Annotated in this window: 17 protein-coding genes; 8 read left to right on the top strand and 9 right to left on the bottom strand. The window is 70.3% G+C overall.

Going from position 1 to position 15,894, the window contains the following annotated elements; all coding sequences use genetic code 11:
* Positions 1–33: 33 nt before the first annotated feature.
* Positions 34–855: an ABC transporter permease gene (locus tag ACWD11_RS15060; protein ID WP_389418145.1), complete on the bottom strand. Its 822-nt coding sequence runs from the start codon at positions 853–855 to the stop codon at positions 34–36.
* Positions 852–1,814 (bottom strand): ATP-binding cassette domain-containing protein, encoded by a 963-nt coding sequence (locus ACWD11_RS15055; protein ID WP_389418144.1) that lies wholly within the window; start codon positions 1,812–1,814, stop codon positions 852–854. Before ACWD11_RS15055 ends, ACWD11_RS15060 begins: the two co-directional genes overlap by 4 nt.
* Before the next feature lie 88 nt (positions 1,815–1,902).
* Between ACWD11_RS15055 and ACWD11_RS15050 the strand changes: the two genes are divergently transcribed.
* Complete coding sequence (locus tag ACWD11_RS15050; protein ID WP_451283327.1) at positions 1,903–2,670, top strand: TetR/AcrR family transcriptional regulator; 768 nt, start codon at positions 1,903–1,905, stop codon at positions 2,668–2,670.
* Between the two features lie 9 nt (positions 2,671–2,679).
* Here ACWD11_RS15050 and ACWD11_RS15045 read toward each other — a convergent pair whose 3' ends face one another.
* On the bottom strand, positions 2,680–3,642 hold the full coding sequence (locus ACWD11_RS15045) for a WD40 repeat domain-containing protein (RefSeq protein WP_451283325.1): 963 nt from the start codon (positions 3,640–3,642) through the stop codon (positions 2,680–2,682).
* A gap of 94 nt (positions 3,643–3,736) precedes the next feature.
* On the opposite strand from ACWD11_RS15045, the gene ACWD11_RS15040 reads away from it, so the two are divergent.
* The 4 genes from ACWD11_RS15040 (at position 3,737) to ACWD11_RS15025 (ending at position 6,753) form a co-directional block, all read left to right on the top strand.
* Positions 3,737–4,423 (top strand): GDSL-type esterase/lipase family protein, encoded by a 687-nt coding sequence (locus tag ACWD11_RS15040; RefSeq protein WP_451283323.1) that lies wholly within the window; start codon positions 3,737–3,739, stop codon positions 4,421–4,423.
* Positions 4,424–4,495: 72 nt separating this feature from the next.
* Positions 4,496–5,083: a Uma2 family endonuclease gene (locus ACWD11_RS15035; protein WP_451283321.1), complete on the top strand. Its 588-nt coding sequence runs from the start codon at positions 4,496–4,498 to the stop codon at positions 5,081–5,083.
* Positions 5,084–5,097: 14 nt separating this feature from the next.
* Entirely contained in the window at positions 5,098–5,718 is a 621-nt protein-coding gene (locus ACWD11_RS15030) for a maltokinase N-terminal cap-like domain-containing protein (protein ID WP_451283319.1), read from the top strand.
* Positions 5,719–5,763: 45 nt separating this feature from the next.
* On the top strand, positions 5,764–6,753 hold the full coding sequence (locus tag ACWD11_RS15025) for an aldo/keto reductase (RefSeq protein ID WP_389418138.1): 990 nt from the start codon (positions 5,764–5,766) through the stop codon (positions 6,751–6,753).
* A 159-nt stretch (positions 6,754–6,912) separates the two neighbouring features.
* Here ACWD11_RS15025 and thpR read toward each other — a convergent pair whose 3' ends face one another.
* Genes thpR through ACWD11_RS15010 form a run of 3 tightly spaced genes read right to left on the bottom strand, consistent with a single transcriptional unit; the run spans position 6,913 to position 9,307 of the window.
* On the bottom strand, positions 6,913–7,485 hold the full coding sequence (thpR, locus tag ACWD11_RS15020; protein ID WP_451283317.1) for an RNA 2',3'-cyclic phosphodiesterase: 573 nt from the start codon (positions 7,483–7,485) through the stop codon (positions 6,913–6,915).
* A 16-nt stretch (positions 7,486–7,501) separates the two neighbouring features.
* Entirely contained in the window at positions 7,502–8,842 is a 1,341-nt protein-coding gene (locus tag ACWD11_RS15015) for an MFS transporter (protein ID WP_389418136.1), read from the bottom strand.
* A gap of 27 nt (positions 8,843–8,869) precedes the next feature.
* Entirely contained in the window at positions 8,870–9,307 is a 438-nt protein-coding gene (locus ACWD11_RS15010) for a MarR family winged helix-turn-helix transcriptional regulator (RefSeq protein WP_389418135.1), read from the bottom strand.
* 153 nt (positions 9,308–9,460) lie between these two features.
* Here ACWD11_RS15010 and ACWD11_RS15005 point away from each other — a divergent pair, with 153 nt between their 5' ends.
* Positions 9,461–9,643, top strand: a complete 183-nt coding sequence (locus ACWD11_RS15005; RefSeq protein ID WP_389418134.1) for a ribbon-helix-helix protein, CopG family — start codon at positions 9,461–9,463, stop codon at positions 9,641–9,643.
* Here the strand turns inward: ACWD11_RS15005 and ACWD11_RS15000 are convergent.
* Positions 9,636–11,087: an NCS2 family permease gene (locus ACWD11_RS15000; protein ID WP_451283314.1), complete on the bottom strand. Its 1,452-nt coding sequence runs from the start codon at positions 11,085–11,087 to the stop codon at positions 9,636–9,638. The two genes, ACWD11_RS15005 and ACWD11_RS15000, sit on opposite strands and share 8 nt — an antisense overlap.
* A 111-nt stretch (positions 11,088–11,198) precedes the next feature.
* Between ACWD11_RS15000 and ACWD11_RS14995 the strand changes: the two genes are divergently transcribed.
* A complete protein-coding gene (locus ACWD11_RS14995) occupies positions 11,199–11,450 on the top strand; it encodes a DUF2530 domain-containing protein (protein ID WP_389418132.1) in 252 nt (83 codons plus the stop codon).
* A 112-nt stretch (positions 11,451–11,562) separates the two neighbouring features.
* The gene (locus tag ACWD11_RS14990) at positions 11,563–13,956 is read left to right on the top strand and encodes a cation-translocating P-type ATPase (protein ID WP_451283312.1); all 2,394 of its coding nucleotides are present in this window, start codon (positions 11,563–11,565) and stop codon (positions 13,954–13,956) included.
* Positions 13,957–13,962: 6 nt separating this feature from the next.
* On the opposite strand, the gene ACWD11_RS14985 is transcribed toward ACWD11_RS14990, so the two are convergent.
* Together ACWD11_RS14985 and ACWD11_RS14980 are read right to left on the bottom strand one after the other, a co-directional pair.
* A complete protein-coding gene (locus ACWD11_RS14985; RefSeq protein WP_451283310.1) occupies positions 13,963–14,862 on the bottom strand; it encodes a hypothetical protein in 900 nt (299 codons plus the stop codon).
* 150 nt (positions 14,863–15,012) lie between these two features.
* Positions 15,013–15,873, bottom strand: a complete 861-nt coding sequence (locus tag ACWD11_RS14980) for a DUF5707 domain-containing protein (protein ID WP_389418129.1) — start codon at positions 15,871–15,873, stop codon at positions 15,013–15,015.
* Between the last annotated feature and the right edge of the window lie 21 nt (positions 15,874–15,894).

The following is a 15,894-nucleotide window of genomic DNA, read 5'->3' as shown; positions in this document are numbered from 1 at the left end:
TGCTTTTCACCGCCGGAGCCTCTGGAAGATCCTTCAGCGGCCGAGCTTCTGGAACCGCCGCACCGCCAGCGGCAGGAAGACCGCCGTCAGGACGAGGGGCCAGACGCCCGCCATCAGCAGGGCGTGCTGCTCGATCCAGGAGTCGCCGCCGCCGACCGGGGTCCCGAAGAGGTCGCGGGTGGCCGCGGCCGTGGAGGAGATCGGGTTCCAGGCCGCGACCCAGCCCAGCCAGTCCGGCATCAGCTGCGGCGCGACGAAGATGCTGGAGATCATCGTCAGCGGGAAGGCGACCGCGAACAGCCCGCCCGCCGCCTCCGGGTTGGGGACGAGCAGACCGAGCCATACCCCGACCCAGATCAGCGAGAACCGCAGCCACAGCAGCAGCCCGAACGCGGCCAGGAAGTTGAGCCCGCCGTCCGGCCGCCAGCCCATCGCGACCGCGGTCAGCATCATGATCGCCAACTCGGCGCAGGCGCCCAGCAGATCGGTGACCCCGCGTCCGGCGACCACCGCCGAGGAGGCCATGGGCATCGAGCGGAACCGGTCGAGGACGCCCTTGGTGGAGTCGTAGACCACCACGGTCGCGGTGTTGATGAAGCCGAAGGCCATGGTCATCACGAACATGCCGGGCATCAGGAAGTCCTTGTAGTCCCCGCCGCCGGGCACCTGCATGGCGCTGCCGAAGACATAGCCGTAGAGCAGGACGGAGAGGATCGGGAAGCCCAGCTGCCAGGCGATGTTGACCGGCTGGCGCTGATAGTGGGTCAGCCCGCGGCGGACGATGTTCCAGACGTCGGAGAGCAGCCAGTACGTACGGCCGCCCGGGGCCTGCGTGTTCAGGTCCACGGCGTTCATGCCGCCGCCTCCTTCTCGGTGCGGTGTCCGGTCAGGCGCAGGAACACATCGTCGAGGCTCGGCCTGCGCAGCCCGATGTCCTCGACCCGCACGCCCTCGTCCTGGAGGGTGCGGGCGACCTCGGTGAGCGCGCTCACCCGGTCGGTCACCGGGGCATGGACCCGCAACTCGGCCTCGTCCGCCTCGGGTTCACCGTCGGAGACCCGGGAGACGACCTTCACCACCCGCGGGATATCCGACCGCTCGGCGACCACGACCTCGACCCGGTCCCCGCCGACGAGGTTCTTCAGTCCGTCGGGGGTGTCGTCGGCGATGGCCCGCCCCTGGTCGATGACGGTGATCCGGGAGGCCAGCTTGTCGGCCTCCTCCAGATACTGCGTGGTCAGCAGCACGGTCGTGCCACTCGCCACCAACGCCCGCACCGACTCCCAGACTTCGCCCCGGCTGCGGGGGTCGAGCCCGGTCGTCGGCTCGTCCAGGAACAGCACCGCGGGGGCGAGGATCATCGAGGCGGCGAGGTCGAGGCGGCGCCGCATGCCGCCGCTGTACTTGGCGACGCCCTTCTCGGCGGCGTCGGTCAGGTCGAACTGCTCCAGCAGCTCGGTGGCGCGCGCCTTGGCCCGCTTGCCGCCGAGGTGGAACAGGCGGCCGAACATCTCCAGGTTCTGCCGCCCGGTGAGCACCTCGTCCACGGCGGCGTACTGCCCGGTGAGCCCGATCCTGGCGCGCACCTGGCGCGACTGACGGACGACGTCCAGGCCGGCCACCGTCGCCCGGCCGCCGTCCAGCTTCAACAGCGTGGACAGGATGCGCACGGCCGTGGTCTTGCCCGCGCCGTTCGGGCCGAGCAGTCCGTGCACGGTGCCCTCACGGACGGCCAGGTCGAAGCCGTCGAGGGCGCGCTTGTCGCCGTAGCGCTTCTCCAGCGCCTCGGCCCGTACGGCGTATCCGTCGCTCATGGGGTCTCCTTCCGTGTAACTGAGTACACCGTACCCGATTGCGCGTACGCCGTACCCAGTTTTTTTCGGAGGACTTAAGCTGAAGGGCATGACCAGCGGCAAGGGCGGTACGGAGACCAGTGGCAGCGGTGACATCGCCCGCACCATGGAGCTGCTCTGGGACACCGGCAGGCGCCCCAGCCGCGGTCCCAAACCGGCCCTCACCCTCGACCAGATCGTGGAAGCCGCCGTCCGGGTGGCGGACGCCGAGGGCCTGGAGGCGGTCTCCATGCGCCGGGTCGCCGCCGAACTCGGCACCGGCACCATGTCGCTGTACCGGTACGTCCCCGGCAAGGGCGAACTGCTCGACCTGATGCTGGACCGCGTCCAGCGCCCCTCCGAGAACCCCGCCGACCTCGGCGACGGCAGCTGGCGCTCGGCGCTGGAGGCGCTGGGCCGCGCCACGCTCGACCTCTACCGCCGCCATCCATGGCTGCTCCAGGTCAACCAGTCCCGTCCTCTCCTCGGCCCGAGCGCCCTGGACGGCATGGAGAAGATCCTCGCCCGGCTCAAGCCGATGGGCCTGAGCGACCCCGAGACGGTCTCGGCGATCATCATGGTCGACGGGTATGTGGTGGGCGCCGCGCGTACCCAGCTGTACCAGCAGGAGGCGGAGCGGCGGACCGGCCTGACCGACGCGGAGTTCTGGCAGGCGCAGACGCCGATGCTGGAGAAGGTCCTGACGTCCGGCCGTTACCCGCTGCTCTCCTCGCTGGCCGAGGACACCTGGGGCTCCGACTTCGACCACTTCGAGTTCGGACTCCAGCGGATCCTGGACGGTCTCGAAGTCTTCGTGGCCCGGCGCCGGGAGGAGTGACAGCGGGGGTCAGCGCCGCCGCAGCCGCCGGAAGCCGAGCGCGACGGCGAGGACGGCGGCCACGGCCAGGGCGCCGACCTTGTAGTCCCCGCCGCCCTCGCCGGTCGCCGAACTCCCCTCCCCCGAAGGCGACTTGTCGGCGCCCTCCGCGTCCCCCGGGGCGTCCTCCGGCTCCACGGAACTCTCGGCACCCTCGGCGCCGTACATGAGCGTCGAGCCGTCGGCGGTGTAGGTGACCGACTCGCCCTGCCCGAGGAACGGCACGCTCAGCCGGCCGGTCTTCTTCAGGTCGCCGCCGTTCCAGTCGTAGGCGGCGGCGCCGAAGTAGCTGCGGACGACGAGCGTGCTGCCGTCGGGCGCGAGGGTGGCGTCGGTGGCCTGGAGGTTCTCGACGGTGGCGCCGGGCTTGAAGACGTTGGTGCCGGAGGCGGAGAGCTCGGCCGGGCCCTCGTAGAGGCGGCTGTCCCCGTCCTGCTTGTCCACGATGTAGACGCGCCCCGTCTTCGGGTGCACGACGAGCGACTCGGCGTCCCGCGCCCCGTCCTGGTACTTCACGACGTACTGCGTGGCCCTGACCGTCAGGTCCCGCAACTCCTCGGGCTCGGGCAGCCGGTAGATCCACACGTGCGGCCAGGTACCGCCGAGGTTGTCGCCGATGTCCCCGACCCAGAGCTGGTTGCCGGGGCCGACGGAGATCGCCTCGACGTCACGGGGGGTGCCGACGCCGGTCATGGTGATCGTGGCGACAGTGTCGCCGGTGGCGCTGTCCACGGCGTAGAGGTGGGCGCCGTCGTCGCTGTCGTTGTGGGTCCAGTAGATGCCCGGGTGCTGCCGCGAGGCGGCGAGACCGCTGGACTCGGTGATGCGCGGGTCCTTGATGGTGAAGCCGTCTTCGCCGTCGGCTGCGGCGGCGGGCACGGCGCACGCGCCCGCGAGGAGGGCGGCGGCGAGGACGGCGAAGGGTCGGCGCATGCCGTCAAGCCTGCCATCCCGCCCCGCCGTTCGGGCGGGCGGGCGTGTCCGGCCTCACACCCCACCCGCCGCGCGGATCGTCCATCATGAGCGGATGCTCAGGTTCATGCCCGTCGGTGACTCCCAGACGATCGGAAGCGCGGGCGAACACACCTGGCGCCACCGGCTGTGGCGGCACCTGCGCGACACCTGCGGCGGCCCCTTCACGCTCGTCGGCCCGCGCGAGACGCTGTACGACAAGGCGACGGACGCGCCCACGTCGTACGCGTACGCCGACCCCGACTTCCCCCGGGCCCACCTCGCCGGCTGGGGCGAGGGCTGGCTGCACATGGCCCCGCTGATCGGCGAGGCGGTGCGCACCCACCGGGCGGACGTGCTCCTGGTCTCCCTCGGCCTGATCGACCTGGGCTTCTACACGAACCCGGAGCAGACGGCGGAGAACGTGCGCGTCTTCGTGGCCGAGGCGCGGGCGGCCCGGCCGACGGTGCGGATGGCGATCCTGCCGGTCGTCCCCAACATCCGGGCCGAGTCCGAGCCGGATTTCGGCGCCCAGGTCACCCGCTTCAACGAACTCCTGGCGAAGACCGTCGCCGACCTGGACGAACCCCGCTCACCGCTGCTGCTGACCTCGCCCCCGCCGTCGTACGACATCACCCTCGACACCTACGACGGCACCCATCCGAACGCGAGCGGCGAGCACAAGATCGCGCAGGCGTTCACGACGGCGATGTGGCAGGGGTGGGGGATCGGCGGGGAATACGTCCCTGAGTGCGGTTCGTGACCTCGTGACCGCTCGTATCGTTGTACTGCGCGGCTGACCGTGTTCGAGCGGCAGCCGGGGAGGAGCGCCACGATGACCGTCCTTGACGACAGGATCGAGATGGCCGAAGCCAACGACGAGCTCACTCTGGACCTCATGTTCGAGTGGCTTGAGAAGATGCCCGTCCCCGAGGGATACAAGACCGAGATCGTCGGGGGGCACATCTTCATGTCGCCGCAGCGGGACCATCACTGGGACATCATCCTGGACATCGTCGAGCAGCTTCGCACCAAGTACCCGCGCAAGCGCATCAAATCCGACGTCCGCATCGACTACCCAGGCCACCTCAACGGCTTCGCGACCGACGTGACACTGCTGGCCGAGGGAGCCGAGAAGACGGAAGAGGGCCGCTGGCGTTGCGAGGACGTCGTTTTCGTCGCCGAGGTGATCTCCAAGGGAACCGCCGCCAACGACTACGGCCCCAAGAAGTCCGCCTACGCCGTCGCCGACGTCCCCCTCTACCTGATCGTCGACCCCTACCAGGGCCGGTGCCACCTCTACACGAACCCCAAGGGCGACGACTACGCCACCGAGACCAAGGTCCCCTTCGGGGACGAGGTGGACCTCACCGGCACCGTCGTCGATCTCACCCTCAGGACCGACGAGTTCCCCCGCGACTGACACAATCGGCCGACATGGCGATCATTCATCACACCACCCTGCAGCCCACCAAGCTCGACCTGCTCACCACCTGGCTGCCCACCCGCCCCTGGTACGCAGGCACCGGCACCCCGGAGCTGACCAAGGCCGGTGGCTTCCGGCTGGACGATCCGGCGGGCGAGGTCGGGATCGAGTTCATGGTGGCGGCCGATGCCGACGGGACCGCCTACCTCGTCCCCCTCACCTACCGCGGCGCCCCGCTGGACGGCGCCGAGCACGCCCTCGTCGGGACCATGGACCACGGGGTGCTGGGCAAGCGCTGGGCCTACGACGGCTGCCAGGACCCGGTGCTGGTCGCCGAGTTGTTCGCCCTGGTCGAGGGGAGCGCCCAGGCGCAGATGCAGAGCGTCGACAACACCCCGGACCCTGACATCGCCTGCTCCTTCACCGGCACCGGCGGCCTGAGGGCGCACGGCCCCGCCGTGGACGACGAGTCCGGCACCGAGCTGCCCGCCGAGGACGGCACCACCCTCCGCCTCCACCGGCGCCTCGGCCTGCCCGACGCCCCTCCCCCGGGCGCCGCCGGCCATGTCGCCGGGCCCTGGACGGCCCAGGACGGCAGCCGCGTACGGGGCCTGTTCGCCGAACTGCGGTAAGGGACGCTTGCTTCGAGTCCGCTCTACGGCGTTGGCTGGACCGTCATGAAGTACACGCAGCTCGGACGCACGGGTCTCAAGGTCAGCCGACTCGTCCTCGGCACCATGAACTTCGGACCGCAGACCGACGAAACCGACAGCCACGCGATCATGGACGCGGCGCTGGACGCGGGCATCAACTTCTTCGACACCGCCAATGTGTACGGCTGGGGCGAGGACAAGGGCCGCACCGAGTCGATCATCGGCAGCTGGTTCGGCCAGGGCGGCGGCCGCCGCGACAAGGTCGTCCTCGCCACCAAGGTGTACGGCAACATGGGCGCCGACGGCCCGGCCTGGCCGAACCACGACAAACTCTCGGCGCTCAACATCCGCCGGGCCGTCGACGCCTCGCTGAAGCGGCTCGGCACCGACTACATCGACCTCTACCAGTTCCACCACATCGACCGGGACACCCCGTTCGAGGAGATCTGGCAGGCCATCGACGTCCTCGTCCAGCAGGGCAAGATCCTCTACGCCGGGTCCAGCAACTTCCCCGGCTACAAGATCGCCCAGGCCAACGAGACCGCCGCCCGCCGCGGCTCGTACGGCCTGGTCAGCGAGCAGTGCCTGTACAACCTCTACGAGCGGCGCGCCGAGATGGAGGTCATTCCGGCCGCGCAGGACTACGGGCTCGGCGTCATCCCCTGGTCACCGCTGCACGGCGGTCTGCTCGGCGGCGTGATCAAGAAGGAGACGGAGGGCGGGCGACGCGCTTCCGGGCGCGCGGCCGACACCCTCGCCGACCCGGCCGCCCGCGCCCGGCTGCAGTCCTACGAGGACCTGCTGGACAAGCACGGCTTGGAGCCCGGTGAGGCGGCCCTGGCGTGGCTCCTCACCCGTCCCGGCGTGACCGGCCCGATCGTCGGTCCGCGCACGGCTCAGCAGCTCGACTCCGCGGTGAAGGCGGCCGAGCTGGAGCTGAGCGAGGAGCTGCTGACCGGGCTGGAGGAGATCTTCCCCGGTCCGGGGCCCTCTCCGGAGGCGTTCGCCTGGTAGCGCGGGAGCCGGCGGCACGGGGAGGGGAGCGCGTCCGGCCGGGTGCCGGGGCGCTCCCCTCACCTGCCGACGGCGGCGGCCAGGGCCACCACGACGAACATCAGCACAAGCGCACCGGCCATGATCCGGTTCCGGGTTTTCGGGTCCACGGCATCGAGCCTAACCGGCCCCGCCGAGCGGCCGGCGGCCGACCGCCTCGTACCGGGGCTGCTCACCCGGCATCCCGGACACCGGCAGCTCGCTGCGCATGAGCACCAGCTCCCCCACCGTCCAGGGGCGGCTCGTGAAGGCGTCCAGCGCCGTGAGGCAGGGGCGGGTGTCCACGGCCGCCCGGCTGCGGGCCACGGTCAGATGTGCCGTGTACCGCCGGTGCTCCCCCATCGCCACGCCCGCCTTCCGCCCCGCCGCCTCCGCCCGGCCGGCGAGCAGGCGCAGAGTCGGCAGATCCCCGTCCGCGCCCACCCACAGCACCCGCCCGTGCCCGAACTGCCCGCCCCCGCGCAGGGCCAGCGGGAAGGGCCGCGTCCGGTGCGCCACCCGCGTGAGCCGCTCCGACAGCTCCGGTACGACGTCGTCGTCCACCTCGCCGTAGAAGGCGAGGGTGAAGTGCCACCCGGGGCGGCCGGTCCAGCGCAGGGCGTCCGAGCCGGGCAGCCGCCGCAACCGGGCGACCTCGGCGGCCAGTTCACGGGAAACGTCGTCCGGCGGGAGCAGCGCGGCGAAGAGTCTCATGGGCCCACCCTGCCACTCAGGCCACCGGTACCGGCTGCTCCCGCTCCCTCGGTACGAACCGGACCACCGGGTGGCCGTGGCGCCAGCTCAGCGCCAGCCGGAGGTTGCCGACGCGGGCCAGGACCAGCCCGATCACGACCGCCGCGGCCGCCGCGATCACCCCGCCGGCGGCCAGGCCCGCCCGGACGCCGTACGCGTCGGTGATCCAGCCGGCGATCGGCGCGCCCAGTGGAGCGCCGCCCATGAACACCATCATGTACAGGGCCATCACCCGGCCGCGCATGGCCGGGTCGGTGCTGAGCTGGACGCTGCTGTTGGCGGTGACGTTGACCGTCATGCCGAACATCCCGATCGGGATCATGAGCAGGGCGAACGTCCACAGCGAGGGGGCGAGGGCGGCCACGATCTCCAGCGCGCCGAAGGCCACCGCGCCCGCGACCAGCACCCTCAGCCGGGCGGTGCCGCGGCGGGCGGCGAGCAGGGCGCCCGCCAGGGAGCCGACCGCCATCAGGGTGTTGAACAGGCTGTAGGAGCCGGCGCCCGCGTGGAAGACGTCGTCGGCGAAGGCGGAGAGGTAGACGGGGAAGTTGAAGCCGAAGGTGCTGACGAACCCGACCAGGACGATCGTCCAGATCAGCTCCGGGCGTCCGGCGACGTACCGCAGGCCCTCTCTCATCTGGCCCTTGCCGCGCGGGGCGCGCTCGACGGCGTGCAGGTCCCGGGTGCGCATCAGCAGCAGCCCGGCGATGGGCGCGACGAAGGACAGGCCGTTGACGAGGAAGGCCCAGCCCGTGCCCACGCCGGTGATCATCAGGCCGGCCACCGCCGGGCCGACGAGCCGCGCGGACTGGAAGTTCGCGGAGTTCAGGCTGACCGCGTTCTGGAGCTGGTCGGGGCCGACCATCTCGGTGACGAAGGTCTGCCGGGCCGGGTTGTCGACGACGGTCGCGAGGCCCACGGCGAGGGCGGCGAGGTAGACGTGCCAGACCTCGACGTGTCCGTTCAGGGTGAGGAAGGCGAGCGCGAGGCCGGTCAGGGCCATGGACGCCTGGGTGACCAGCAGCGTGGGCCGCTTGGGCAGCCGGTCGACCAGGACACCGCCGTAGAGGCCGAGGAGCAGCATCGGCAGGAACTGCAGAGCCGTCGTAATGCCGACGGCGGTCGCGGAGCCGGTGAGGCTGAGGACCAGCCAGTCCTGGGCGATGCGCTGCATCCAGGTGCCGGTGTTGGAGACGACCTGCCCGATGAAGAACAGGCGGTAGTTGCGGATGCGCAGCGAACCGAACATCGAGGACTTGCGGGGGGTGGTAGGGGTGGCCGGTGCGGGGGCGGAGGGTGCTCCGGATCCCGTACTCAACAGGGTTCGCCTCCTTCTGCCTGCTGCTTACAGATGTGCGAGCTTCTCCAGTACGGGGGCGGCGGCGCGGAGTTTCGCCCACTCGTCCTCGTCGAGAGCGTCGACCAGGGTGGCCAGGAAGGCGTTGCGCTTGGCGCGGCTCTCGGCGAGCATCGCCTCGGCCTGCTCGGTCTTCGTGACGACCTTCTGGCGCCGGTCGTCGGGGTGCGGCTCCAGCCGGACCAGCCCCTTGGCCTCCAGCAGCGCGACGATGCGGGTCATCGACGGCGGCTGGACATGCTCCTTGCGGGCGAGTTCGCCCGGGGTGGCCCGGCCGCAGGTGGAGAGGGTGCCGAGCACCGACATCTCGGTGGGGCTCAGCGACTCGTCGACCCGCTGGTGCTTGAGCCGGCGGGACAGCCGCATGACCGCGGAGCGCAGGGAGTTCACGGCGGCAGCGTCGTCGCCATGGGTAAGGTCCGACATGTTCTTTAGGTTAACTCATTACCCTGACTAAGGACCACCCTGACACGCATACGTGCCCGTGACCCTGGCCACTGAACCCCGCCGTCACTCGTACGAGTGAGCCGAATCCGGAAAGCGACCCACGGTCCGGGCGCCTGAGGTGACCCTCGTGCCATGGGGACCAGCGTGCTCAGCCTGCGGATGGACGGGGAGCTGCTCGAACGGCTCCGGCGCCATGCGGCGAAAAGAGGAATGAGCGTCCAGGACTACGTGGTCCGGACGCTCATTCGCGACGACTTCGACGAGCGGTTCCAGACCGCCGTGGAAGAGACAGAGAAGTTCTACGGCCTTACGTGAGGCCCAGCGCCGGCATCAGGTAGTAGAAGCCGAAGACCGCCGCCACGACATACATCGCCGCGGGGACCTCCTTGCCCCGCCCGGCCGCGAGCCGCAGCACCACGAAGGTGATGAAGCCCATGCCGATGCCGTTGGTGATGGAGTAGGTGAACGGCATCATCAGCATCGTCACGAACGCCGGGATCGCGATCGTGTAGTCGGCCCAGTCGATCTCCTTGACGGAGTTCGCGAGGATCAGGAAGCCGACCGCGAGCAGCGCCGGGGTGGCCGCCTGGGAGGGGACCATGGTGGCGATGGGCGTCAGGAAGAGCGCGACGGTGAACAGGCCGCCGGTGACGACGTTCGCGAAGCCGGTGCGGGCGCCCTCGCCGACGCCGGCCGTGGACTCCACGAAGGCCGTGGTGGCCGAGGAGGAGCTGGCACCGCCCGCGGCGACCGCGACGCCGTCCACGAACAGGACCTTGTTGATGCCGGGCATCTGGCCCTGGGCGTCGGTCAGCTTGGCCTCGTCGGAGACGCCCATGATCGTGCCCATCGCGTCGAAGAAGCACGACAGCAGGACCGTGAAGACGAACAGCACGCCGGTCAGCACACCGACCTTCTCGAACCCGCCGAAGAGGCTGAACTCACCGATCAGGCCGAAGTCCGGGGAGGCGACCGGGTTGCCGGGCCACTTCGGGGTGGTCAGGCCCCAGGAGGGGATGTCCGCGATCGCCTCGATGATCACCGCGAGGACCGTCATCGCGACGATCGAGATCAGGATGGCGCCGGAGACCTTGCGCACGATCAGGGCCAGCGTCAGCAGCGCGCCCAGGATGAAGACGAGCACCGGCCAGCCGTTGAGGTGACCGTCGCCGCCGAGCTGGAGCGGGACGGTGGTCTGGGCGGCGTCCGGGATGCGGGAGACGGACCCGGCGTCGACGAGCCCGATCAGCATGATGAACAGGCCGATACCGATCGAGATCGCCTTGCGCAGCCCGAACGGCACCGCGTTCATCACGCGCTCGCGCAGGCCGGTGGCGACCAGCAGCATCACCACGAAACCGGCGAGGACGACCATGCCCATGGCGTCCGGCCAGGACATCCGGGGCGCGAGCTGGAGCGCGACGACCGAGTTCACCCCGAGCCCCGCGGCCAGCGCGATCGGCACATTGCCGATGACGCCCATCAGGAGGGTGGTGAAGGCGGCGGTCAGGGCGGTGGCGGTGACCAGCTGGCCGTTGTCGAGCTGGTTGCCGTACATGTCCTTCGCGCTGCCCAGGATGATCGGGTTCAGCACGATGATGTAGGCCATCGCGAAGAAGGTGGCGAAGCCACCGCGGACCTCACGCGCGAGCGTGCTGCCCCGCTCCGAGATCTTGAAGTAGCGGTCGAGCGCACCATGGGCGGGCGCGCCGCCCGGCTGCTCGGGGGCGGGGACCTTGGCGGAGGCCGAGGTGGTCATTGGCGTTTCCTACGAACAGAAGTGGTCAAAGACAAACGGTTTCAGTATGAACATATGAGGGTGGGAGCGCTATCTCCGCGCGTAGACCGGCGTGGCCCGTAAGCTGTGCGCATGGCGAAGTGGACACCCCAGCACGAGGCGCCGGAGCCCCTGGAGGGCCCCGTCGTCGCCACCATCACGGGCGGCACGATCCTGTGGTTCGTCCTCTTCCTGGTCCAGCTCCCCTTCTACGGCTGGCTCGACGACCACGGGCACCTGTGGTGGCTGTGGACCTGCCTGGCCGGCGCCGGACTCGGCCTGATCGGCGTCTGGTACGTCCGCAAGCGGGACGCGGCGCTCAAGCGCGAGGCCGCCGCCGAGTAACCGCCCGGCGTACAACCACGGCACCACTTCGCCCCGTTGTGCGTCCTCCCCAGGTCGGATCTTCCGCGCACTCGGCGGGTGAAGCCGTAAATCCGCACGTACCGTCGAATGCATGACGCACATCGACGCGGGCACCGAAGTCGATCCCGGCCACCCCCTGCCCGCCCCGGTGGGCAAGGGCGGGCTGACCGCCGCCGAGGTGGCCGAGCGGGTCGCGCGGGGGCAGGTCAACGACATCCCGGTGCGCAGCAGCCGGTCCACCGTCGAGATCGTCCGCGCCAACGTCTTCACCCGGTTCAACGCGATCATCGGCGTGCTCTGGCTGATCATGCTGGTCGTCGCGCCGATCCAGGACAGCCTGTTCGGCTTCGTCATCCTCGCCAACACCGGCATCGGCATCGTCCAGGAGTGGCGGGCGAAGAAGACCCTGGACTCGCTCGCCGTCATCGGGGAGGCCCGGCCCACCGTCCGGCGCGACGGGGCCCCGGCCGAGGTCAGCACCTCGGAGATCGTGCTCGACGACCTGATGGAGATCGGCCCCGGCGACAAGGCCGTCGTCGACGGCGTCTGCGTGGAGGCCGACGGCCTGGAGATCGACGAGTCCCTGCTCACCGGCGAGGCCGACCCGGTCGTCAAGCGGCCCGGGGACCAGATCCTGTCCGGCAGCTTCGTGGTCGCGGGCGGCGGCGCCTTCCAGGCCACCAAGGTGGGCCGCGAGGCCTACGCCGCCCAGCTCGCCGAGGAGGCCTCCCGCTTCACCCTGGTCCACTCCGAGCTGCGCTCCGGCATCTCCACCATCCTCAAGTACGTGACGTGGATGATGATCCCGGCCGCGCTCGGCCTGGTCGCCACCCAGCTCTTCGTGAAGAACACGGACCTCGACGACTCGATCGCCCGGACCGTCGGCGGCATCGTCCCCATGGTCCCCGAGGGCCTGGTCCTGCTCACCTCCGTGGCCTTCGCCATCGGCGTCATCCGACTTGGCCGAAAACAGTGCCTCGTCCAGGAACTTCCGGCCATCGAGGGCCTCGCCCGCGTCGACACCGTCTGCCTCGACAAGACCGGCACCCTCACCGAGGGCGGCATGGACGTCACCGAGCTCAGACCCCTCAACGGCAGCGACGAGGCCTACGTCCGCACGGTCCTCGGCGCCCTCGGCGAGTCCGACCCCCGCCCCAACGCCTCCCTCCAGGCCATCATCGACGCCTGCCCCGAGGCCGTGGGCTGGCGCTGCACCGAGTCCCTGCCCTTCTCCTCCGCCCGCAAGTACAGCGGCGCCACCCTCAGCGAGAGCGACGGCGAGTCCGGTACGTGGCTGCTGGGGGCGCCCGACGTCCTGCTCGCCCCGGACGACCCCGCCCTCGCCGAGACCGAGCGGCTCAACGAACAGGGCCTGCGCGTCCTCCTGCTCGCCCGCGCCGCGCACGAGCTGGACGCCCCCGACGTGGCCGCGGGCGCCCGGCCGACCGCGCTGGTGGTGCTGGAGCAGCGGCTGCGGCCCGACGCCGCCGACACCCTGCGCTACTTCGCCGAGCAGAACGTCAGCGCCAAGGTCATCTCCGGCGACAACGCGGTCTCGGTGGGCGCGGTCGCGGCGAAGCTCGGCCTGGCGGGCAGCACCGTCGACGCCCGGCAGCTGCCCCACGACCAGGACGGCATGGCGGACGCGCTCGACGCGGGCACGGTGTTCGGACGGGTCACCCCGCAGCAGAAGCGGGACATGGTGGGCGCGCTCCAGTCGCACGGGCACACCGTCGCGATGACCGGGGACGGCGTGAACGACGTCCTCGCGCTGAAGGACGCCGACATCGGCGTCTCCATGGGCTCCGGGTCCGAGGCGACCCGGGCGGTCGCCCAGATCGTGCTGCTGAACAACAGTTTCGCGACGCTTCCCTCGGTGGTCGCCGAGGGGCGGCGGGTCATCGGGAACATCACCCGGGTCGCCACGCTGTTCCTGGTGAAGACGGTGTACTCGGTGCTGCTGGCGGTGCTGGTGGTGTGCTGGCAGGTGGAGTACCCGTTCCTGCCGCGGCACTTGACGCTGCTGTCCACCCTCACCATCGGCGTCCCCGCCTTCTTCCTCGCCCTCGCGCCCAACAAGGAGCGGGCCAGGCCCCAGTTCGTGCGGCGGGTGATGCGGTACTCGATCCCGGGCGGGGTGGTGGCCGCGGCCGCGACCTTCCTGACGTATCTGATCGCCCGTCACCACTACACGGGCGAGGGCGCGCTGGACGCGGAGACCAGTGCGGCGACGCTCACCCTGTTCCTGATCTCGATGTGGGTGCTGGCCATCATCGCCCGGCCGTACACCTGGTGGCGGATCGCCCTGGTCGCGTCCATGGGGCTCGGCTTCGTCCTGGTCCTGGCCGTGCCCTGGCTGCAGGAGTTCTTCGCGCTGAAGCTGGTCGGGCAGACCATGCCGTGGATCGCGGTGGGCATCTCGGTGGGAGCGGCGGCCGCCCTGGAAGTGACCTGGAAGTGGGTCGACCGCCGGTTCCCGGCGTAGGCAGTCCTACTGCACGTCGATGGCGTCGCCCTTGGCGCTCACCGGGGCGGTGCTCGTGATGCCCGCGTAGGTGAAGCGGTAGTAGCCGTCCTCGGACGCCGTGACCGTCGTCTTCAGGGCGCCGCCCGTGGTGGTCTGGATGCCCTTGACGTTGGTGTACGCCGAGGTGCCCGCCTTGCGGAACTGGAGCACCACCTTCTGGCCGGCCGGGAGGCCCACGTACTTCTCGGTCTGCCAGTCGGCGCGGGTCAGCTTGCCGGTGACCGTGAGGGTCTTGCCCTTCTGCACCGGCTCCGGGGAGGCGTTGACCGTCAGCTTCGACGCCCGCTGCACCAGCGTGCCGCCGAGGTCGCCCTGGTCGGCGTACCCGACCTTGGTGATGTCGTAGTTCTCGCCGAGCGGGTCCTGGCCGTTCTGGGCGAGCGCGAGGGCCGCGCCCTTCCAGCTGCCCGCGTCGGAGTTCACCAGCTCGCCCTCGGCCGGGAGGATGTCGATCTTGCCGGTGCAGGAGGCGGTGGTGGCCGAGGTCGAGGCGCAGGTGGCCGGCTTGGTGCCGAACAGCATGGTGTCCGGGGTGGTGTAGGCGCCCTTGTAGAGGTACGGGCCGGTCTGGAAGTCCTCCGCCTCGATGTCGATGTCGGCGGCGTGGGTCATCGTGTAGGTGACCGTCGTCGAGACGGGGGCGGTCGTCCCGACCTTGACCGACTTGGCGATCTTGAAGTCGGAGAAGGTGACGTCCATGTCGTACGGGGCGTCCGCGCGTGCGTCCTTGCCGAACTGGGCGCGGATCTTCGCGAGGTCGGCGCGGTGGGCGGAGGCGGAGTCGTCGGCCTGCGCGGCCGGCGCGGCGAAGGCGGACAGGGCCAGGGCGCCGGAGACGGCGGCCACGGTGGCGCGAATACGCATGCGTTCCCCAAATGGTCGTGAAGAGAGCCTGGATGCTCCGCATGATCAGAGGGGCAAGCGTGCCGTTCGGTTGCCCGACGGCCCCCAAAACACCGACACCCGGCCCCGGATGGCTTCCGGGGGCCGGGCGTCGGCGGAGGTGAGGGGTGCTTACTGCACGTCGACGAAGTCGCCCGTGGCCGTGGCCGGAGCGGTGCTGGTGATGCCCTTGTACACGTAACGGTAGTAACCGTCGGTGGACGCCGTGACCGTGGTCTTCAGCGCACCGCCGGTGGTGGTCTTGATGCCCTTGACGTTGGAGTACGTCGTGGCGTCCTTCTTGCGGAACTGGAGCACGACGCTCTGGCCGCTGGGGATGCCCGAGTAGGAGAGCGTCTCCCAGTTGGCGCGGGTCAGCTTGCCGCTGACCGTGATGGTCTTGCCCTTCGCCACCGGCTCCGGCGAGGCGTTGACCGTCAGCTTCGACGCGCGCTGGACCTTGTGGGTCTTGTAGTAGTCGTTCCAGTAGATCTCGCCGTCGTTGGCGAGGACACCCGCGGTGACGTGCCAGTTGCCGGCCAGCGTGTTGGCGTACAGGTCGTCATAGGTGTCACCGGTGATGGTGAGCTTGCAGGTCGACGTGGTGTCGCTGACCGCGGTGCAGGTGGCGGCCTCCTCGTTGGGGGCGAGGTAGCCGTCGACGTCGGTCTCGACGTCGGTGCCGTGCCACAGGTCGATGTAGGCGTCCGCGATGCCGCTCTCGTGGGTGGCGGTGAGCGACACGTCGAAGGTCTTGACCGTGGTGGTGCCGAAGACGAGGTTCTTGCCCGCGTTCACCGTCACGTTGGAGACGGTCGGAACGGCGGCGGCCGTGCTGAACGCCGACTTGGCGGAAGAGGCGCCGAATCGCTCGGCGACGCTCGGCCGGTCCAGGCTCGCGGCATCCCGCGAGTCGGCCTGCGCGAACGGCACAGCAAGGGCGGACAGGGCCAGGGCGCCGGTGACGGCGGCCACGGTGGCACGTATGCGCATGTGTTCCCCACGTTGGAGGGG

Source organism: Streptomyces sp. NPDC002776 (assembly GCF_053592195.1).
Note: the sequence above shows the minus strand (reverse complement) of the source record. Positions and strands in the feature narration are given on the sequence as shown.